This is a genomic window from Flavobacterium tructae (genome assembly GCF_002217475.1).
Lineage (GTDB): Bacteria > Bacteroidota > Bacteroidia > Flavobacteriales > Flavobacteriaceae > Flavobacterium > Flavobacterium tructae.
Map to the genome: position 1 here is coordinate 105958 of NZ_MUHH01000004.1, position 20095 is coordinate 126052.

Sequence of the window (20095 nt, forward strand, 5' to 3'; positions counted from 1 at the left end):
GTATTTAAAATTAAACAATAGAAATCGCATAGCATCTTTAAATGCTACAGTTCGATCAATTGTCTAAAATCAAATACGGTAAACGCAGTAGAAAATATAAAGGGGATTATTCCGAATAGGAATAAAGGGGAAGAAAGAATATTCCGTTTTCTTTTCCTTAGAAGTATAAGAGCTGAAAACAGTTTCGTAAAAATGAAAAGGTACTGCAATTCCAAAGAATTTAGGAACTAAGTCATTGGGAGTAGTTTGTTGTAGCTTTTCGGTCGCTTTATGAAACTGTGCTTTATGTTTACAGCAATCTTTACTTTTTTGTTGTTTTTTTGCCACACATTTTGGACAAACTTTACCAACCGGAATATCACCAAACAGATTGGTTTCCTGCGGTACACCTTTGCAAAAATGAGTTATCGTGGTAAAGCCTGAGGACAGTACCAGATAAAAAACAGAAAGAAGTAGTAGAAGTGCTTTTCTCATAATCAATTACAAAGGTGCCCTTATTTTGCCATATACCTGTTGCAAAATTTTGGATGAAATTTGTAAAATTTATAAATCTTCCCTTGATTTTTTTTAGGCAAATAGCTTAAGAATTTTCACCACTCAAGGTGTTTTTTCATTCTTTAAACTCCAAGATATCCCCAGGCTGGCAATCCAGTACTTTACAAATGGCTTCTAAGGTGCTGAATCTTATGGCTTTTGCTTTTCCGGTTTTCAATATCGAAAGATTGGATAAGGTTAGGTCTACTTTTTCGGAAAGTTCATTCAATGACATTTTTCGTTTTGCCATCATCACATCGAGGTTTACAATGATTGCCATAATTTATATTGTTAATTCGTTTTCGTCCTGTAATTCAATTCCCTTTTTGAAGATATAAGCAACAACAAGCAATATTACTCCCATAAATAGCCAAACGTCGGCACCGGCAATTTGCAATTGTTGAATGTCCTGCAATTGAAGACCGCTATCGGATAAAGAATTTACCAATTCTATTCCCCAGGAAGAAAAGAAACCAATACCAAAGGATAAATAAGCCAGTGTTAGAATAAAATTTCTGAATAGGTTATTGAAGGGGGCTGCAATGTTGAGGTCTTTGTTCAGGAAAATTTTTATAATGCAGTAAAACAATATTGCTTTTAACAAAGCAACAATAATGATAACACTGCTAAGGGTGATATACTGACTTTGATTAAACTGATACACTTGGGTTAAATCAACTGATCTCCAAAATTTAGCGGCATCAGTAGGATCGAGCGTTAATGTGGCAATTGTTTTGGTAAGTATTCCTCCGGCTTCGATACATAATCCAACAAAAATAATCCACGAAAGCACGTGTAATACTTTCAGAATGGTTTGGGTACTAATTTTAATTTCCATAAGGTTTGGTTTAAAAATTCAATGTAAAAATAATAAATATTTATTGATAAACAATAAAATTATATTGAAAAATAATTAAACCATCGGAGATATTTCTTTAGGACTAGTAAAAGCAATGCTTTTAGAATAAAAAAAATCCCCAACTATTTTACCGTTGAGGATACTGTATATAATAATTGATTAATGAAATTACTTTTCTTTTACTCCAATAGCTAATAGCCACAAACAAATTCCAATTTCTCCAAATGTGGCAGGCATGCTGATGTATTTAGAAACCCCAAGAGTTGAATAATCTGTAATTAAAGTGTTACCTAAAAAATTGATAAGATACCCAAAACATCCCATCATCAGTAAAATGCCGAAAAATTTGGGCAAAAAACGGGACTTGTAAACCAGATAACCAAAAGGAAATAACCAAAGCCCTGAGAAGATATGTACTATTCGCATGCCGTTGTCATATTGAGTAAGATTAAGCATCAGCTGTAATTGAACTTGCTCCAATGATAAACCAAGACTGTTATCTGTTAGTAGAGAAAGCACATTGAATTGATTTTGAGCATTCAAAAAATAAATAGGTACGCTTAGAATAGCTAATAGTGCCATCACTTTTGCCCAACCATTATCGACAGGTTCGAATAGTTTGTAAAGTTGCAGTACTAAGAAAAGGAAGAAAAGATAACAGGATAATCCGGCTACAATTCCAAGTCTGAAAAGCGATTCTGATGCCCTGATGTTATGGTATGTTGCGGTTAAGTTATCCCATACAATCAATTTTGAAGGAACATAGGCTAAGCTAAATATTCCGGTCAGGACTACTGCTAAATAAAGTAAACCTGCAATTCGGGCTGTTTTTTGGTTTGTCGTCATTTTGGTTTTGGGTTTAAAATAAGACGACAAGAGATTGATTATGTTACAATTGGTTTTATTTAATAGTCAAGTCAGATACTTTATTTCATCGCAATAAAAAATTGATTCATGTACTTCCAGTTTGTATTTTTGCCCTTATGAATGATAATTTTACAAACGAATATTTTGGCATAGGGATACAAAATGGTAAAACGCCTGAAAACTTAGGTGTTTTGTGGCGATCCGCACAAAATCTGGGCGCAACTTTTATATTTACTATTGGTAATCGATATGCCAAACAAGCCTGTGATACCCACGATGCGGTAAAAGCAATTCCGTATTTTCATTACGATACCTTTGAAGCTTTTCTTGAAAACTTACCTAAAGGAGCGCGATTAGTAGGGGTTGAACTAAATGAAAATGCTTCCGACTTAGAGACCTACGAACATCCAAGACGCTGTGTTTATTTATTGGGCGCAGAAGATCATGGACTGTCCAAAAAAGTAATGGAGAAATGTCATCATTTAGTAAAGTTTAAATCCGTAAAAAGTCTAAATGTTGCAGTGGCAGGAACGATCATTATGTACGATAGGAACTTACCCAAACCACGATCTTAAATCGCAGATAGCTTGTTTTACAACACGATTTTTCAGTTTGATTTACTAAAAGACAAAGGTTATCTTTATCAATTTAAAACGTTATCCTCTTTAAAATAAATAAAGAATGAGAATACTAAAACCAGTTGTTATTGTATTTTTTTTGACCCTTTTAAGCAATGCTTACAGTCAAAAAGCAAATAGAGAAAAAGGGATTCAAATCATTCCGAAACCAAAACAATTGGTTCTTAAACAAGGTAATTTTCAGTTTTCTGCAACGACTAAATTTGTGGTAAGTGACGATGCTCAAAAAGAAATCGCTACGGTTTTAATAAACAAATTCGGAAGTGCAGCAGGATTCCGTCCTGAAATTTCAAATAAGATTCCCAAAAGTAATTACGTTCAGTTTAAAGTCGATACTGCTTTAAAGAACGAAGCTTACTTGTTGGAGGTAAATAAAGAAAATATTGTAATTACGGCAAAAGGAAATGCAGGTTTTATTTATGGTTTAGAAAGCATCCGACAATTACTACCCGAAAGTATTGAAAGTAAAAGCAGAATTAAAGCGGTGAAATGGGAGATTCCAACTCTTACCATTACCGATGAACCTCGTTTTCAATGGAGAGGATTGATGCTGGACTTATCACGTCATTTTTTTGATAAAAGCTATATACTTGAGACTATCGACCGATTGGCAATGCTTAAAATGAACGTTTTGCATTTGCATTTAGTGGACGATCAGGGGTGGAGAATCGAAATTAAAAAATACCCAAAACTGACCGAAGTGGGTGCCTGGAGAGTCGGTCAGGAAAATGCACCCTGGAATGCGAGACAACTTACCAATCCGGACGAAAAAGGAACGTATGGCGGCTTTCTGACTCAGGAAGAACTAAAGGAAATTGTAAAATATGCCGCCGCGAAAAATATAGAAATCATTCCCGAAATCGAAATGCCGGCACACGTAAGTTCTGCCATTGCCGCTTATCCTGAACTGGCTTGTTTCAATCAGAGAATTGGAGTTCCGTCGGGTGGATTATGGCCTATTACGGATATTTATTGTGCCGGGAAAGAAACTACTTTTGAGTTTTTGCAAAATGTAATAGAGGAGGTTATTGAAATTTTCCCTTCGAAATACATTCATATTGGAGGTGATGAAGCTACTAAAACCAATTGGGACAAATGCCCGAATTGTCAAAAAAGAATGAAAGACAATGGATTGAAAGATGCCCACGAACTGCAAAGTTATTTTGTAAAAAGAATGGAGCAGTACATCAATTCTAAAGGCAAAAAGATAATTGGCTGGGACGAAATACTCGAAGGCGGTTTAGCTCCCGAAGCTACAGTAATGAGCTGGAGAGGAACAGTAGGAGGGACAGAAGCCGCAAGACAAGGTCACGACGTAATTATGTCGCCCGAATCGCCTTGTTATTTTAATTTTTATCAGGGTCCTCAAAACGAAGAACCTCTGGCATTTGATGCCTTTAATCCTTTAAATAAAGTGTACGCGTTTGACCCTGTTGTCGATAGCATGACTCCACAAGAAGCCAGTCATGTTTTAGGTGGCCAAGCCAATTTATGGGCAGAATACATCACCAATCCAAAAGCTTCCGAGTATATGATCTTTCCGAGATTGGCCGCCTTGTCTGAAGTGTTGTGGAGTACAAAAGAAAACCGCAATTGGAATAATTTTACGTCCAAATTGCCTTCTTTGTTGCAACGCTACGATTATTTAGGGATTAATTATGCCAAAAGCGCTTATTTGGTTACTTCTACAGCTTCGGCTGATTTAAATAATAAAGTAATTAATGTTGCCCTTAAAAATGAATTTCCGAATTCCGACATTCGTTATGTTTTAGGAGATAAAAACATAGACGATAAGGCCATAAAATATACAAACCCTATTGCAGTTAAGGAAACTACGATTCTAAAAGCGTCTTTGTTTCAGGATAATAAACCGGTTGGAAGAATATTTACCGACACGATTGTATTCCATAAAGCAGTAGGGCATAAGGTCAAGTATACAACACCTTATAATGACAGTTACAAAGGCGACGGAGCTCTCGGAATGGTCAATACCATCAGAGGGTCTAAAAACTTTCATGACGGTCAATGGCAGGCATGGCTGGTCAAGGACATGGAAATTGTGATCGATCTTGAAAAAGAACAAAACATCGAAAAAGTAGCATTTGGAACTTTAGAAAGTCAGGGCGCCGGAATTTATTTTCCAATACAAGTAACCGTTTTAGTCTCTAAGGACGGAACTAATTACAAAGAAGCTGGAAAAATACTACGCCCGTTTGCTGTAAATGTGAATTCAGAGCTGAAAGACTTTAAAATCAATTTTGAAAAACAAGAGGTTAGGTTTGTTAAAGTAATCGCTACGAATTTAAAAAAGAGCCCAACAGGTTCAAGTTCGTGGTTGTTTGTAGACGAAATTGTGGTGGATTAAAGCAAGGGTGAAATTATTATAGTTGTCGCTATTTATATTATTTGATTATTGATCAAATCATTCTGTATATTTTACTGAATCCAAATACTCATTTATTTCAGCTGATTGTAGACGACCAGATTTTGTAGATAGTAAAATATTAAAATCGCTCCATACAATATGTTGCTTAGCTTCTGAGTCCATTGAAATATATATAAGGCCCGGGGTGCTCGCCTAACCAATGGCAGCAGATGTCATACTTGATGCACTACCGGATGGTCCAACTAAGGAAGACGAGCTTAAAAAGAAGGTAAAGTTAGAGTATAAAAAAATCTTACTCGAAAATCGAAAAGTAAGTTACGGAGTAGTGGCCTTGCTGCAAAAAGAACTGGACTTGCAACGCGTAAACAATGAATTGGAGGAAGTAGAAGAGTTTTTAAGTACTATTACCGCTCATAAAGCTACCTTGTAACAATTTGTAAGTATTAAAAAGAGGGTTGTCTGATAAAGACAACCCTTTTTTTTATGTTATTTTCAGAGAAGAGAGAGTGTTTTCATACTGGAATTTATAGGATTTACATTGGCTTTTGCCCTTTCAGGGCGGTATTTGTCATGAATTTAGATTATAGTGCGTTGCACTATGTTAATGCTAAAGCTCTTTCAGAGCAATTAGCCGAGTAAATCGCAATTTAATACTAATGTGTATTTATTTCAAAGTAATAACGGATTACAACTAAAACTCTAAGACCAGGCAGGCTGAAAGCCTAAAAGCAATAGTATAGTGCAACGCACTATCAATAGTTATTCGTATTGTTTACGCCCTGAAAGGGCAAAAGTCCAACCGCATAGAACTGAATTACGAATGAATTACCTGAAAAGTAAAATGAGAACACGAATTAATTCAAGAGCAAATACGTTCCTTAAATTACGTATAAATACTGGTGTATAAGATGTTGGTTGTTAGTATATTTGATAGTGTTTTGAAATTTTGAAGTTAATGCTTTAGGATATGTTTTTAGGTGAAATTTATTGTCTAAGTGAATCATGAAACTATTACTCAAAACACCAAATTAAGGATACAATTGATTAAAGATTTTTGAATTCTAATCTTCTTGGTTATTTAAATGTACCTACCTTTTGAAAGTTGATTACAGTTGAGTATGATTTAATCTTTTTTTGAACGATTAAATAAAAGCACCATGGAAAATAAAAATATCTGGGAAAAATTAGGTACAATAGGTACATTTCTGTCCACTACGGTACTTACAATATTCACCGCGATTGTAGGTTATCAGACTTCAGTAATGTCTGATAAGGTAGCCACTTTTGAAAAAAGGATTAATGAAAATAGAATGATAAGTGAGCTTATTGAAAAATTTGAGACTTCAATGAAAGGTACTATTAAATCAGATCTAGCTTTACTGACACTGGAAAGATATTTGAGAAATAATACAGAAGGAGGAGTTTTAGCAGTTCAAGATAGGGAAATGTTGGTTGGTTTTGCAGAATCACTTATTTTAAACACAAAAAAAAACGATATTAACATAAAAGAATTATCCTATAAAGTTCCGAGAGATTTTTTAATGAAGTATGATCTTAAACGTTGGAACGATATTGTAGCTAAGTACGGACCTATTAAAACTGATTATATTGGTTCGAAACAAAATGTATCTGACTCAACTATTACATATCAACAACCTGTCTACCAGGTAGCCGATACCCAGAAAGCAACACTTGTCACTTCGATACTTGATAAGATAGTATATATTCAATATGAATCTGACGTAGAGATCAAAAAGGTAGAAAAGATGCAGCAAATTTTTAAAGACAATCAATGGGCTGCGCCGGGAATTGACAAGGTTAACGGCAAGTTCAGTAATATTATCAAATACTTCCATCCGGAAGATGAAAGGCTCGCTAAAGAGGCAAACAAAATATTAGAAGGCAAATACAAGATCGTTAATTCAATTACTCCGAAATATCAAAAATTAGTTCCTAAGGGACAAATTGAAGTGTGGACTTCTAACTAATAAAAGAAACATTGTATTTTCCCTACTAATAACATTCAGAAACGATTAGCGACGCTCTTTGCGATTAGGCTTTTGCCCTTTCAGGGCGTAAACAATACGAATCACTATTGATAGTGCGTTGCACTATGTTATTGCTAAAGCTCTTTCAGAGCTATTAGCCGAGTAAATCGCAATTTAATACTAATATGTACTTACTTCAAGGTAATACCGGATTACAACTAAAAACGCTAAGACCTAGCAGGCTGAAATCCCAAAAGCTATAGCACAGTGCAACGTACTATAATCTAAATTCATGACAAATATCGCCCTGAAAGGGCAAAAGCCCAACCGCAAAGAATTGAATTACGAATGAATTACCTGAAAAGTAAAATGAGAAGGCGAATTAGTTCAGCGGCAAATACTTTCCTTAAATCACGTATAAACACTTGCTTGTAAAATATTGATTGTCAGTATATTTGATAGGCTATAATGTTTTGAATGATGTTGCTTATAAAACGATAAGTAACGAACGCTACTACTCATTTTTAATCCTAAACAATGACTTCGGCTTATTGATTTTATGCGTAAAGAGGTTCGTATTTGTGATTTTATCATCCGTAAATGAAAATTGAAGGTATTGTTTAAAAACTATCTTATTTCAAACCCTAAAAAATGAATCCTTATGAAAATTGACAAAAACTGGCTTGTTCAGGAAAGCCAAACCGAAAAAATAGTAAAAGACCCGACTACGAATTTTCAATATCAAATTTCGCCAAAATATTTAATCATACATTACACGGCAGGCGATAAAGCATCGGGGGCAATAACCTGGTTCAAACAAACTCCCGCACAAGGAAATACAGACCGGATTTGTGCTCACATTGTAGTTGACCTTGATGGAACCATCACGCAGCTTGCTCCATTTAACACCAGATGCAACCACGCCGGCTACAGCAGTTGGGACGGACGAACCGGAATGAATGAATATGCTATTGGTATTGAAATAGTAAATCCCGGATTCTGTGAAAAATTGACAGATGGCAGTTTCAGAAGAAGAGTAGGAGAGAACAAAGACGGAACACCCAGTTATAAAACATATCCTGCGTCTGAAAAAGACAGAATTGTAAAATTGAAACATAAACATAAATTTTGGGACAGTAAAGAAAATCAGTATTGGTTTAAATATACAGACGCCCAAATAGCAGCAGTCTCCAAATTAAGTAAACTTCTGATTGATACCTACCAATTATCCTTTGTAGTGGGACACGACGATATCTCACCGGCAAGAAAACCGGATCCGGGACCTGCTTTCCCCTGGGATGATTTTAAAACAAATGTTTTTGGAAAAACGGACAATATCGGAAAGATCTTTTTGGTAAACTCTGCCTCTGATGGCGTTGCGGAATTTAGAACAAAACCGGACAAAACGTCAAGCTCAATCCGAACGTTAAAAAATGGCTATGAAGTAGGATTAATTGAAACCTTCGGACAATGGTCTAAAGTTTACTTAGTGAATGATATTAAAGATATCAAGGATTGGAAACATAGTATTAAAATAGAGGGATGGATACATTCAAGTCTTTTGAAGCCTAAAAGTTAAGTTGACTATTTTTATGAAATATGAAAGATGTTTAAATCGTGTAAAACAATGGTTGTCAATGTATTAATTATTCAAAGGTAAACTATGAGAACACTTCGAACGAAATATTTGAGTAATATCCCTATAAATGAAGATAATTATAAAGTAGATTTTATAATTTTAGAAAAATATCAAAGCTTCTCCTCAGAAATACTGAGGCTTTCATTGCTTGGTCTAACCATTTACGGTTTTCTGATAACGAATGTAATATTTAAAATTACAGATAAGGAAGATAAACTTATGTCCATTGAATCATTTTCAGATAATAAGGTATTGTTGCTTCTTGGGGCGGTAACTTTGATATTGGCAGCGCTTGTAACTTTAGGTCATCGCTATCTTTCGACCCATTGTATGACTCATTTTATTAAGGGGCTTCGTTTGCGACAAAATATATCTGAAATTGAGAGCACCGTAGCAAATGATAAAAATGAATTTATTACTCTTAGTAAAAAAATAGATAATGAACAATCAAGTTTTGAGAAGAATTTTAATCTATGCGGTTGGCTGTTGTTTGCTTCTTGTTTATTTTTAATTACAGGAATCTTAATAGTCACAATTGCTTTGGCATGTTTTTTTAATGATATATTGATGATATAGGGACAAATTTCCGAATGTAACTTATAGAAACCATAATATCTTCAGTTGGAAGTATGCCCTGTTTAAGACTATAAAATAGGTAATCATGAGCTGGAATTACAATTAATTTTATATGATAGATTTATTTATTTTTTACCCTTTTAAGTATGACAACGAGACAATATAATGACAGGAAAACTGGAACCTATATTTTTGGTTCGATACTTTTAGTATTTTTTATCTATATTTTTTTATTCTCCCCGGATTCACTGTCATTTTATAAACAAAGAATGATGGCATTTGCTTCATCTTTATTAGCAGGTCTATTTACATTTTTTCTTTCAGGTTCAATTAAATTGACCGGACAATCACCTGATACAAAATTTGGAAAAATTAATATTCAAGCAGGCTCTGGTATTGCAGTTTTTATTCTAGTTTTGATTTGGTGGATTGTTTCCCCACCAATTTCAGTTGATAAAGACATAAAAAATGCCATAAGTGAATTGTCTACTATCAAAATTAAAGATATTACGGCAAAAGTTACATTCCATATAGATAATGCAGATGAAACTACTCCTGATTTTTTTAAGAATACATCTGAATTAGAGGTAAGAATAATTGAAAATAAAAAGGTAGATTCTCTTAATGTTCAAGGCTGGAAAAATGGTTTTTTTATCTCCGATAGTTCATTGGATATAGTATCCAATACTCAATTATTTGATAGGAAATTGATTCAAAGTGTTGATCTAAGTTCTATTGAATTGACAAGAGATTATAAAGATTTTAAAGGAAAAATCAATAGTTTAAAAGATAATAAAAAATGGTCAGAATCGAGTTTTGAAGGGCTAATACAAGTTGTTGAAACTAACAAATGGTTAGATAGTTTGAAGAAAGATAATGATAGTTTAGATCTTCCGGTAACATTTGATGATTTTATCGCCTTATATAAGGTGACTAAAAAGCAAAAAATAGAACTTACTGAGTATGATTATCGTATCAAAGTTTATCCGATAAGAGCAACACTTGAACTTTTTAAAAACGATTCTCTTGTGGGGAGTTCTAAAGGTATTGTAGTTAAGGTTTGGGAACATGACGAAGATGTAAGAAACCTTTTTGTTATAAAGTTTCCCGTAACAAAACTTAAGCTGTAGAATAGGTAAAGATGTAATCACAAATCAAATGTCTTTTGTATTTTTACAACTTCGACAATCGTAAATTAGCTAGATGTCTGATAAAAAAATAAGCATGACAACACATAAATACTGGGGAAAAGTAGAACAAGACTGGGCAGGATTTTCTTCGTACGTAACTTTTACGAATCCCTTTTTTGACCAACAGGATGTCGAAATTTTTCTGGGGGAAGAGTTTGACGAAGAGGGAGAAGAAATAGAAGAACCGCCAACAGAAAATCAACTGACACAATTTGAAGAAACGTATCAAAATTTTATAACGAATATTGAAACTAACTTGAAGAGTATTCAAAAGAAAGCGTATGAGAGATATTTAAAACTATACGCTCATTTTTATGAAGATTCTGAAAAATCAGGAGAACCGGCTTTAAATATTGACAACCTCGATAAACATAACGAATACATAAAAGAGATTATGTACCTGAGAGTTTTAGACGAGAAGACCATTAAAGTATCAATCCGCTATAAACTGGATACAGAACATGGGCTTGAATTTAAGTTTGTAGGTGGACAAATAAAGAATGTGGGTGGAATTGCAGAGACATAATAGAAAACTATTAAGATGCTCTGCAAAAGTTCTAATATAAAGACTGCCCGAATCAGGTTTACTTTCCGATGTAATTTCGTTTTACTTGCTGTTTATTTTTTTAGTTTATATCGATTTATTTATGTCATCATACAATTTATGAACTACTTTTTCCAAAATTTCTCCTGTTTCATTAAAGCTAGTATTTGTCAATATAGATATTCCTATATTTTGTTTAGGATAAATCACAAACCAATTCTGCATTCCGTATATACCTCCGTGATGTCTGTAAATTAATTCATTATCATCTTCTAATATATACCAATGATAGCCTTCCCAAAAATCAGAACCTTCTTTATATAGTTTTTTATGAGATTCATTTACAATATGATTTGACTCGTCAAGTTGTAATTTCATATATTTTATCAAATCTGTAGTGGTGGAATGCAATCCTGAAATTCCGCCCCATAAAGTTCTATTGAAGTTAGGCATTAATTCGTTTTTATCGTTGTAGCCTTTTACCAATCTTAGTCTTTCATTATCATTTAGTGTAAATTTGGTTTGGTTCATTTTATTAGGTTTTAAAACAAATTCGGTTACCAATTCCTCATAAGGTTTTTGATACACTTTTTCAAGTATATAGGCTGTTAACTCTGGAGCCGTGTTGGAATAAAAATAGGTTTCTCCAGGTATCGTTTCAATTTTGATTAATTTCAATCCCTCCAAAAAAGCCGTTTTATTTTCACCTTTTATGGGGAAATTGGGAAACCCGCTTGTATGGGTGAGAAGATGTTTAATTTTTATAGGCTCACCTTTAAACTCTAAATTGGGATAAGGTTCGTTAAGATAGATTCTGACATCGTCGTCTAAATTTATTTTTTTATCAAGTACGGCTTTAGCGGCTACATAACCGGTAAAAGTTTTAGTTACAGAAGCTAATTCATAAAGTGTAGAATCGTTTGGTTTATTTCCTTTTCCAATAGATAACTCTCCAAAATGTTTTATTGTAGATTCCCCATCTTTAAACACTGCTATTGAAACAGAATGAAATCTTTTGTCTTCTAACAACTGATGAGCATTTTTTGTAATCGCATTTTCAATATTTTGCTTATCGTTTTGCTGTTTACTTTTGCACCCAATTAAGACAAAAATCAAAAAAGGCATTAAGTGTTTTAGGGTCATAATTTTTAGTTTAATTACTGGAAACTTACCTCATGTTTAGCTCTAAAAAAGATTAAATAAATGCTGTTTTATTTAATCTTTTTTAATTTATTAAGTTTTATTGAGAGTAATAATTTTTGCTAAGATATTGAAAAAGGGATTTTTAACATTACGGGAAAGCGTAAATAGCAAAGAAATAATTTAGCTCTGATTTTTTCTAATGCAAAAGCCTAAATTCGATTTAGTTTAAGTTTTTAGCCTTCATACGTAAACAATGCTCAGTTCCTAAATAGAGCGGGTTTCCGTGTTTTTCAGACCAAAAACCTTCCAGCACATCTGCAGTGATGCATTTATAAACCGCAACCCCTTTATAGATTTTATTTTCGTCTCTTTTATAGCTAAAGTTAATGACCAGAATATTGTCTTTAAAGAAGCCGTGACCTTTTTGTTGTTGGGTGTTGTTAATAAGCCATTGGGCAATAATGCGATTGTTTTCATCTAAAGATAAACTCAAAATACCTTTGTAAGTTATCTGATTACTTTCATCCTGATTGCTTCCGGAAATGGAATAATTACCCACTAAATCCTGTATAGTCATTTACTTCCCGATGCAGAAATTAACAACCCCATATTTACTAAGGTTTCAGGCTCCGAGGTATTACTTTTGACTGTTGGTTGTTATAGATTTTTGTTTTTTAACGAAATTTATTTGATTAATAAAATTTTGTTATTAGGTTAATTACTGCTAAACTTGTAGAATCTTTATTATGAATCACAAAAAGTGAATAACAAAGTATAAAGTTAGTTGATTTATATTTCTTACGAAAATGATTTACATATATTATTCCTATATTTCTGAGAATAATCATAAAAAATTAATGCAAGAGTCTTTGCTAAAATTACCAATTGATTTTCAAAAAAAAGTAAAGAGCTATCGCAGATGGCAGGATGCTCAATTGTCATTATTAGGAAGGATATTACTTTATAAAGGGACTGATAATTTTGATAAAAAATATAGAGAAATCAATATAAAATATACCAAATATAACAAACCTTATTTTGGGGAAGAAAGAGGAGAAGTTTTTTTTAATATTTCTCATTCTGGAAAAATTGTTGTTTGTGCTGTGACTAATCTGTGTGAAATTGGAATAGATATTGAGTTAAAACGCGATATTCAGCTGGAAGATTTTCAACCTCAGATGACAGATGGGGAATGGATGAAAATTACCGGATCTTTTAATAAGATGGATTCATTTTATAATTATTGGACACAAAAAGAAGCTGTAATCAAAGGTTGTGGAAAAGGTTTAGCCGTACCACTAAGATCTTTTGAAGTATTGAAAAATACAGCAATTGTTGATAATGAAAATTTTTTTTTAAAACAAATTTGGTTAGACGATCAATACAAATGCCATATAGCAACTGATAAATTAGTTAATGAATCAAGCATAAAGATTTCAGAATTTGATTTTTCAAAATTATCCCACAAATTAATTCAGATTTAAAAAGTTAATGACAACGAATAATAAAATAATAGCTCTTCCATTTGCAGGAGGTAATAAATATAGCTTTAATAATATTGAAAAGTATATACCAAAAAAGATAGATTGGATTACCTTGGAGCTTCCAGGAAGAGGTAGTCGTTTTAAAGAGAAATTGTTTGACAACGTTGACCAGATGGTAAATGATCTATTTAATCAAATAATGCCACATATACAAGAAGGAAATTATATCATATATGGCCATAGTATGGGGACATTATTAGGATATGAATTGGCAAAGAAAATTACTGAAAAAAGAATGCATAAACCCATGGCTCTTTTTTTTACAGGACGCGGGGCGCCTGGATTTAGCCGCTTTAATAACAAAAAATCTATATTACCCAGTTCTCTTTTTTGGGAAGAAGTAAGTAAAATTGGAGGACTGCCAAAAGAAATTTTAGAATGTAATGAACTTTTGGATCTTTACTATCCAATTATGAAATCGGATTTTAAAGCTATAGAGGATTATAGCTATTTACCGATGGAGATACCCTTTACTTTTCCTATTCATATTTTAATGGGTAAGGATGAAATAGGTTTTGGTGATGAAAAAACCCCTCTTACAGGTATGAAGGACTGGCAAAATGAGACTAGCAATAATTGCACATTTGAACTTTTAGAAGGAGATCATTTTTTTATTTTTAAACACGCTGAATCAATCGCAAAAAGGATATCTCAAATTGCTATTAACTCCGTTGTTATTTTTTAGATTTTATTTTAAGGTTTTGTTCGTGATAATCTGAAATGCTATTTTCTAATTTGCACTTACTAAATATATTATTGCACAATAAATTAGCTGTAAAACATTCTTAGAAACTTCATTGTGATAGAATTCTCTATCCCAACGTTTTGCCTTTTTGAAATAAAATAAGTTTAAAATTATTTTCAGTGAGATATGTAAATCACTATTTGTTAAAGCTTGTTTTTTTGTTATCATTTGTAATACAGTAATATAAAAGTTAAAATAGCAGCATAAATTAAGTTGTTGTTTAACAGAACTTGAAAAAAACGTAAAGTTTTTTGAGAATCTTTTGTAATTACGGTTTCCCGTAAGGTTTAGTATCAGGAATACTATAAATTCGTGGCCTCTTGATTTTATTGGATGAATAATATTATGTAGTTATCACTAATATCTGGAAGTTTAGGTATGTTAATCAACCTAAATCCATAAGATGAAAGAGGAATTTAATTTTTAGTTACAAACAACTCTAAATTATCACTCAAAAAATATATGATGCCTTTGAAGGTAAATTAAGTACAAAACAATATTTATGAATACAGATCAAGTTTATTTAAAACCGAATTTAGTAATCGAGCCACTTTTTGATAACTGGTATGCATGGAGTCATTTAATATCTCCGGCAACAGCAGCAATGAATATTGTGGGTAGACATTTGAAAATAATGGGATCCTATATTCAGGCTCCTACTGCCCATGCCGCTGCTGTGAAAAATCCAAAAATGTTAGGTGGACCTTTTATAGATTATGAAGGAAAACGAGTAGACGAAATAGAACAGTTACGCAACAATACTTTAGAAAGTCAAAAAGATCTCATTGCCTTTAGTGAAGGGATTAAAGAGCTAGATTTATTGCTTAAAAACAAAGCAAAAGGATACTCCCTTGAACCACTATATGCAGAGGTTCCTGAGATATTAAAGGGCTATGTAGAATTGATTTATGATCTTAACAACCAGCCTTCATTTCGATTTTTTGAGACATTATTATATAATAGTGAATTTTACAAAGAAACTTCACAAAGTATTTTATTATGGTTAACTGATAATGACGAAAGACCCTTTGTACTCAGTACGCCACGTTTAGAAGATAAAGATAAAATACATTTGAATATACCTTTTAATCATAGTGGGCTAGATGAGCTCAGTAAAATGAGAAGAATTCCAGGATCACTAAGTGAAATTAAAAAGAAATTGGATATACCTTCTGATATGGAGGCAGTCTTTGAATCTTTTTTCACAACTGAAGTTCCTAAGCCTTATGAAAAATATACGGGAGATAAAGTAAGAATGCGTTATTTTGGTCATGCTTGTATATTAGTAGAAACTAAGGATGTAAGTATTCTTATAGATCCGATTATTAGTTATTATGGTTATCCTCAGGAAGTGGAGCGATTTTCAGATATGGATTTACCAGATACTATTGATTATGTCTTAATTACACATAATCATCAAGATCATATTTTATTCGAAACACTTATTCCTTTAAGACATAAAATAAAAAATATAGTTGTACCAAGATCTTCTAATGGTAGTTTGCAGGATCCTAGTTTGAAGTTGATGTTTAATTCAATTGGATTTAAGAATGTAGTGGAAATTGATGAAATGGATACTATTAAATTTAACGATTGTTCTATTACAGGAATTCCATTTATAGGAGAGCATTCAGACTTAAATATTCAGGCTAAAATATGTCATCATGTGCGTGTTGGAGATTTTAAAATGCTTTTCGTTGCTGATTCCTGCAATTTAGAATCAAAAATTTACCAGAGAGTGCAATCTTTACTTGGAGATGTTGATGTTATCTTTTTAGGGATGGAATGTGACGGAGCGCCACTTTCATGGCTTTATGGTCCATTGCTAACAGAACCATTGGCAAGAGATAAGGATTCTTCCCGTAGATTGGCGGGCTCCAATTTTGAAAGAGGCAAGGGCTTAGTAGAAGCATTTAATCCAAAAGAAGTGTATGTGTATGCAATGGGGCAGGAACCCTGGCTAGAGTTTATTAGTAGTATAAAATATACAGCCGAATCTCATCCTATTGTTCAGTCTGACCTATTGATAAAGGATTGTCAGGTTAACAATATAATTGCTGAACGTTTGTTTGGAGAAAAAGAGATTATGTATTTAAAATAGACTGAATTGTTATGCTTTGTGAATACAGTAAAATACTTAAAAATTATTGTTTTAGAAAGTGTAGAATTGATGGTAAATAATGGAAAAATAAGTAAATCTTGTCAGAACACTTTTATAAATATTCCATATTATTTTTCATTGAAATTAAAAGCCAATAATAACAACTAAATTAACTGGAACATTGGGAAAAGCAACATTGCTTAATTTATTAAGATTAAAACTAAAAATAGCATTACCACTACTTGGTTTTTTAGCTGTAATTAATGGTTTGTGGAGTGGTAGTTTGTTAATGCTAGTTAGTTATAAAATTTCAGGTACTCCTTTACCTTTTTTTAATGAATACGATTGGTTAATTTACTTAATTTTTGTTTTGGTTTCTTTTTTTTTGATGTACTTTTTTAATGGGTACATGATAAAAGCTACGTTAATCTTTGGCAAAGACATGACCCTGCAAATCATAGATAAACTTCGGTTATCAAATTATGAATCTTATTTGCAGATGGGTGAGGCAAGAGTGAGAACTGCATTGGAAGATGTACGTACTTTAGAATCACTACCTGGAGTTTTTATAACCTTTTTTAATTCTCTAATAATGATAGTTGCAGGATTGGGCTACATGTTTTGGCTCTACCCAAAAGGAGCCTTAACAATAGTCGCTCTTATTATTGTATTGGCGTTTATTTATATCTATCGAAATGGAATTATTGAAAAGGATATGGATGCCAAGAGAGATCTTGATGATACATTTATGAGATTTTATAACGACTTTTTACATGGTTTCAATAAGGTTAAGATGAGTACTAAGAGAAGTGATTCTATATTTTTAGAGCACATTACCGAGAATCGTGATAAAGCCATAAATCTCAATATCAAAGCAGGATTGTCGGCTTTTGGTAATGAACTATTAGGGGATTATTTTTTTTATTTTTTGATTGGTACAGTACTTTTTGTGTTACCTGTTGTTTTTAGTATTGACAAAACGGTTATTTCCGGTTTTATGATTACGTTATTATTTTTAATGGGACCAATCGGTATTTTAATAAACCTTATGAAAAGTGTTATTGGTTATAAAATTGCTTTTGCAAGAATTAATGAATTCAATGATACTCTTACAGATAATTTGAACGATTCAGATGCACTTTCATTATCAACTTCAAAAAAGGAGTTACCAGTTTTTGAAACCCTTTCTATCGATAAGATAAGCTATCAGCACATTGATGAAAAAGGAGATGTTACGTTTGAACTTAAGCCGATCAATCTAGAAATAAGTAAAGGAGAAATTATTTTCATTTCTGGAAGTAATGGTAGCGGAAAAAGCACTTTTATCAATTTATTATCAGGATTATATATTCCTAAATCCGGTAAAATTGTTGTTAATGATTTAATAGTTACAGATGAGAATAGATCTCAATATAGAGATATGATGTCATGTGTTTTTTCTGATAACTATCTCTTTACAGAGAATTATGATAATTTCAATCTTCTTCCATCCAATAAACACTTAGCGGAGCTTTTAAAAAAAATGAAACTTGACAAAGTTATCCGACAAGATGAAGAAAACAATAGAATATTCCAAAATTTGTCTAGTGGTCAACAAAAGCGACTTGCATTGATATATTCAGTATTGGAAGATAAAGATGTTTTTATTTTTGATGAGTGGGCTGCAGAGCAAGATCCTGAATTTCGAAAATATTTTTATGAAAATATAATTCCTGACTTAAAAAGTAAAGGGAAAACTGTAATTGCAATCACCCACGATGATGCATACTATAAGTACTGTGATCGATTAATGAAATTTAATTATGGAGAAATGTTAGTGCAAGAACAATTGGTTTGATAGTTTATGAATCATTTATAAACACTGTTTAATTTAAGAATTTTATTTTCCAAGATCTATTTTAATAAAATAAGCAAGAATGATTTACTATGGAGCTACTTAAAAAGTATCATTTATCTGAATGTGCAAAAATTATTTCACCTTCATTACCAGGTGAAAAGTCGAAAGTATTGTTGAAATTACAAAGTGAAATAGAAGGAAGTGTCGTTTCATATCCTAAAAATATGCCAATTGCAATAAAAAGAGCAAAAGGAAGCATTATAGAAGATGTAGATGGTAACCATTTTATTGATTTTTTTGGAGGATGCGGAGTTTTGAATGTAGGTCATGGTAATGAGTATGTATTGGAGTATGTTAAAGAGCAACAAGCAGAATTGATTCATGCACTAGATTTTCCAACAGAAAATAAGCTTACTTTAATTCAGCTAATTTTAAAAAAATTACCAGCAGAGATTCAGGACGAATATAAGGTTAGTTTTGGGGGGCCTACTGGCTCAGATGCCATAGAAGCTGCCATAAAACTCGCAAAAATTAAGACTGGACGTGATGGAATTATAGCTTTCACAGGAGGTTATCATGGTATGAGTTCTGGAGCCTTGGCAGTAACTTCCGATACTTTTTTTCGCAATAAATTAACATCTCTTATTCCAAATGTAAGTTTTGTACCTTATAGTTATTGCTATCGTTGTCCTTTTAATAAAAATTCTAATAGCTGCGATTTTGAATGTGTAAGTCACTTTGAATGGATATTGGATACGGCACATTCCGGAATTGTAACTCCGGCGGCTATCATATTAGAACCACTACAAGGAGAAGGAGGTAATATTGTACCTAAAGATGGATACTTAAAACGTATTGTAGAAGTAGCTCATAAACACGGTGTTATTGTGATTTTTGATGAAGTCCAAAGTGGTTTTTTCAGAACAGGAAAATTTTTAGAATTCATGAATACAAATGCTGTACCTGATATTATAACATTTTCTAAGGGTTTTGGAGGCATAGGTTTTCCAATTTCCGGATTAATATATAAAAAAAGTATAGAAGCCTGGAAGGCGGCAGATCATATAGGTACTTTTAGAGGTAACCAGGTGAGTATTGCAGCAGCAAGAGGAGCTTTTGATTTTATTGAAGAATATAATATAGAAAAATATGCCCAATCAATAGGAGACTACTTAATAGAAAAATTAAGGACATTAGAAACCGAAAATCCATTTATAGGAGATGTAAGAGGAAAGGGAATGATGATAGGAATCGAATTTGTAAAAGATAAAACTACTAAAGAACCTTTTCCGGAATATCTTAAAAAACTTAGGGAAGAATGCTTTCAGCGAGGACTATTGTTTGAAGTAGGTGGCCATTATAAAAATGTAATGAGATTGATTCCTCCTTTGATCACAACTCAGAATATTGTTGATGCAGCAATTGAAATTGTCAAACAATCCATAATAGTTTGTATGGAAGAATATTTGGAACCAGCTCTAGAAAAAAATAAAATCATATAATA

General features: G+C 32.6%; 19 protein-coding genes. 13 read left to right on the forward strand and 6 right to left on the reverse strand.

Going from position 1 to position 20095, the window contains the following annotated elements:
• Positions 1 to 69: 69 nt before the first annotated feature.
• From B0A80_RS01540 to B0A80_RS01555, 4 genes are all read right to left on the reverse strand, one after another.
• Positions 70 to 474 carry an HYC_CC_PP family protein gene (locus B0A80_RS01540; RefSeq protein WP_089076189.1) on the reverse strand — a complete coding sequence of 135 codons (405 nt, stop codon included), beginning with the start codon at positions 472 to 474 and terminating at the stop codon, positions 70 to 72.
• A 136-nt stretch (positions 475 to 610) separates the two neighbouring features.
• Positions 611 to 814 (reverse strand): helix-turn-helix domain-containing protein, encoded by a 204-nt coding sequence (locus tag B0A80_RS01545; protein WP_017496797.1) that lies wholly within the window; start codon positions 812 to 814, stop codon positions 611 to 613.
• A gap of 3 nt (positions 815 to 817) precedes the next feature.
• Positions 818 to 1372, reverse strand: coding sequence for a DUF2975 domain-containing protein (locus B0A80_RS01550; protein ID WP_089076190.1), 555 nt, complete (start codon positions 1370 to 1372; stop codon positions 818 to 820).
• 189 nt (positions 1373 to 1561) lie between these two features.
• Positions 1562 to 2239, reverse strand: coding sequence for a DUF4386 domain-containing protein (locus B0A80_RS01555; RefSeq protein ID WP_089076191.1), 678 nt, complete (start codon positions 2237 to 2239; stop codon positions 1562 to 1564).
• 137 nt (positions 2240 to 2376) lie between these two features.
• Here B0A80_RS01555 and B0A80_RS01560 point away from each other — a divergent pair, with 137 nt between their 5' ends.
• The 8 genes from B0A80_RS01560 to B0A80_RS01595 all read left to right on the forward strand — a co-directional run bounded on the left by B0A80_RS01560 (position 2377) and on the right by B0A80_RS01595 (position 11203).
• Entirely contained in the window at positions 2377 to 2835 is a 459-nt protein-coding gene (locus B0A80_RS01560) for an RNA methyltransferase (RefSeq protein WP_017496800.1), read from the forward strand.
• A 106-nt stretch (positions 2836 to 2941) separates the two neighbouring features.
• The gene (locus tag B0A80_RS01565) at positions 2942 to 5263 is read left to right on the forward strand and encodes a glycoside hydrolase family 20 protein (RefSeq protein ID WP_089076192.1); all 2322 of its coding nucleotides are present in this window, start codon (positions 2942 to 2944) and stop codon (positions 5261 to 5263) included.
• 220 nt (positions 5264 to 5483) lie between these two features.
• On the forward strand, positions 5484 to 5714 hold the full coding sequence (locus B0A80_RS01570; RefSeq protein ID WP_070908382.1) for a hypothetical protein: 231 nt from the start codon (positions 5484 to 5486) through the stop codon (positions 5712 to 5714).
• Between the two features lie 727 nt (positions 5715 to 6441).
• Complete coding sequence (locus B0A80_RS01575; protein WP_070908383.1) at positions 6442 to 7272, forward strand: hypothetical protein; 831 nt, start codon at positions 6442 to 6444, stop codon at positions 7270 to 7272.
• Positions 7273 to 7933: 661 nt separating this feature from the next.
• Complete coding sequence (locus tag B0A80_RS01580; protein ID WP_089076193.1) at positions 7934 to 8851, forward strand: N-acetylmuramoyl-L-alanine amidase; 918 nt, start codon at positions 7934 to 7936, stop codon at positions 8849 to 8851.
• Between the two features lie 84 nt (positions 8852 to 8935).
• Entirely contained in the window at positions 8936 to 9487 is a 552-nt protein-coding gene (locus tag B0A80_RS01585) for a hypothetical protein (protein ID WP_089076194.1), read from the forward strand.
• A gap of 269 nt (positions 9488 to 9756) precedes the next feature.
• A complete protein-coding gene (locus B0A80_RS01590; RefSeq protein ID WP_124020549.1) occupies positions 9757 to 10617 on the forward strand; it encodes a hypothetical protein in 861 nt (286 codons plus the stop codon).
• A gap of 94 nt (positions 10618 to 10711) precedes the next feature.
• Positions 10712 to 11203 carry a DUF6985 domain-containing protein gene (locus B0A80_RS01595; RefSeq protein ID WP_089076207.1) on the forward strand — a complete coding sequence of 164 codons (492 nt, stop codon included), beginning with the start codon at positions 10712 to 10714 and terminating at the stop codon, positions 11201 to 11203.
• A 105-nt stretch (positions 11204 to 11308) separates the two neighbouring features.
• Here B0A80_RS01595 and B0A80_RS01600 read toward each other — a convergent pair whose 3' ends face one another.
• Positions 11309 to 12364, reverse strand: a complete 1056-nt coding sequence (locus B0A80_RS01600; protein WP_233430683.1) for a serine hydrolase domain-containing protein — start codon at positions 12362 to 12364, stop codon at positions 11309 to 11311.
• Between the two features lie 220 nt (positions 12365 to 12584).
• Positions 12585 to 12941 (reverse strand): hypothetical protein, encoded by a 357-nt coding sequence (locus tag B0A80_RS01605; RefSeq protein ID WP_089076197.1) that lies wholly within the window; start codon positions 12939 to 12941, stop codon positions 12585 to 12587.
• A 280-nt stretch (positions 12942 to 13221) separates the two neighbouring features.
• Between B0A80_RS01605 and B0A80_RS01610 the strand changes: the two genes are divergently transcribed.
• The 5 genes from B0A80_RS01610 to B0A80_RS01635 all read left to right on the forward strand — a co-directional run bounded on the left by B0A80_RS01610 (position 13222) and on the right by B0A80_RS01635 (position 20093).
• A complete protein-coding gene (locus tag B0A80_RS01610; RefSeq protein ID WP_233430684.1) occupies positions 13222 to 13848 on the forward strand; it encodes a 4'-phosphopantetheinyl transferase family protein in 627 nt (208 codons plus the stop codon).
• Between the two features lie 7 nt (positions 13849 to 13855).
• Positions 13856 to 14593 (forward strand): thioesterase II family protein, encoded by a 738-nt coding sequence (locus tag B0A80_RS01615; protein ID WP_089076199.1) that lies wholly within the window; start codon positions 13856 to 13858, stop codon positions 14591 to 14593.
• A 562-nt stretch (positions 14594 to 15155) separates the two neighbouring features.
• Entirely contained in the window at positions 15156 to 16754 is a 1599-nt protein-coding gene (locus B0A80_RS01625) for an MBL fold metallo-hydrolase (protein WP_089076201.1), read from the forward strand.
• A gap of 181 nt (positions 16755 to 16935) precedes the next feature.
• Positions 16936 to 18591, forward strand: a complete 1656-nt coding sequence (locus B0A80_RS01630; protein ID WP_165769209.1) for a cyclic peptide export ABC transporter — start codon at positions 16936 to 16938, stop codon at positions 18589 to 18591.
• Between the two features lie 89 nt (positions 18592 to 18680).
• On the forward strand, positions 18681 to 20093 hold the full coding sequence (locus B0A80_RS01635; RefSeq protein ID WP_089076203.1) for an aspartate aminotransferase family protein: 1413 nt from the start codon (positions 18681 to 18683) through the stop codon (positions 20091 to 20093).
• Positions 20094 to 20095: the final 2 nt, after the last annotated feature.

Coding starts and splice junctions, on each gene's coding strand:
- B0A80_RS01550 (WP_089076190.1), bottom strand. CDS start 1,372: ATGGAAATTAAAATTAGTACCCAAACCATTCTGAAAGTATTACACGTG.
- B0A80_RS01540 (WP_089076189.1), bottom strand. CDS start 474: ATGAGAAAAGCACTTCTACTACTTCTTTCTGTTTTTTATCTGGTACTG.
- B0A80_RS01590 (WP_124020549.1), top strand. CDS start 9,757: ATGATGGCATTTGCTTCATCTTTATTAGCAGGTCTATTTACATTTTTT.
- B0A80_RS01605 (WP_089076197.1), bottom strand. CDS start 12,941: ATGACTATACAGGATTTAGTGGGTAATTATTCCATTTCCGGAAGCAAT.
- B0A80_RS01545 (WP_017496797.1), bottom strand. CDS start 814: ATGGCAATCATTGTAAACCTCGATGTGATGATGGCAAAACGAAAAATG.
- B0A80_RS01565 (WP_089076192.1), top strand. CDS start 2,942: ATGAGAATACTAAAACCAGTTGTTATTGTATTTTTTTTGACCCTTTTA.
- B0A80_RS01610 (WP_233430684.1), top strand. CDS start 13,222: ATGCAAGAGTCTTTGCTAAAATTACCAATTGATTTTCAAAAAAAAGTA.
- B0A80_RS01600 (WP_233430683.1), bottom strand. CDS start 12,364: ATGACCCTAAAACACTTAATGCCTTTTTTGATTTTTGTCTTAATTGGG.
- B0A80_RS01625 (WP_089076201.1), top strand. CDS start 15,156: ATGAATACAGATCAAGTTTATTTAAAACCGAATTTAGTAATCGAGCCA.
- B0A80_RS01635 (WP_089076203.1), top strand. CDS start 18,681: ATGGAGCTACTTAAAAAGTATCATTTATCTGAATGTGCAAAAATTATT.
- B0A80_RS01555 (WP_089076191.1), bottom strand. CDS start 2,239: ATGACGACAAACCAAAAAACAGCCCGAATTGCAGGTTTACTTTATTTA.
- B0A80_RS01595 (WP_089076207.1), top strand. CDS start 10,712: ATGACAACACATAAATACTGGGGAAAAGTAGAACAAGACTGGGCAGGA.
- B0A80_RS01570 (WP_070908382.1), top strand. CDS start 5,484: ATGGCAGCAGATGTCATACTTGATGCACTACCGGATGGTCCAACTAAG.
- B0A80_RS01575 (WP_070908383.1), top strand. CDS start 6,442: ATGGAAAATAAAAATATCTGGGAAAAATTAGGTACAATAGGTACATTT.
- B0A80_RS01580 (WP_089076193.1), top strand. CDS start 7,934: ATGAAAATTGACAAAAACTGGCTTGTTCAGGAAAGCCAAACCGAAAAA.
- B0A80_RS01560 (WP_017496800.1), top strand. CDS start 2,377: ATGAATGATAATTTTACAAACGAATATTTTGGCATAGGGATACAAAAT.
- B0A80_RS01585 (WP_089076194.1), top strand. CDS start 8,936: ATGAGAACACTTCGAACGAAATATTTGAGTAATATCCCTATAAATGAA.
- B0A80_RS01615 (WP_089076199.1), top strand. CDS start 13,856: ATGACAACGAATAATAAAATAATAGCTCTTCCATTTGCAGGAGGTAAT.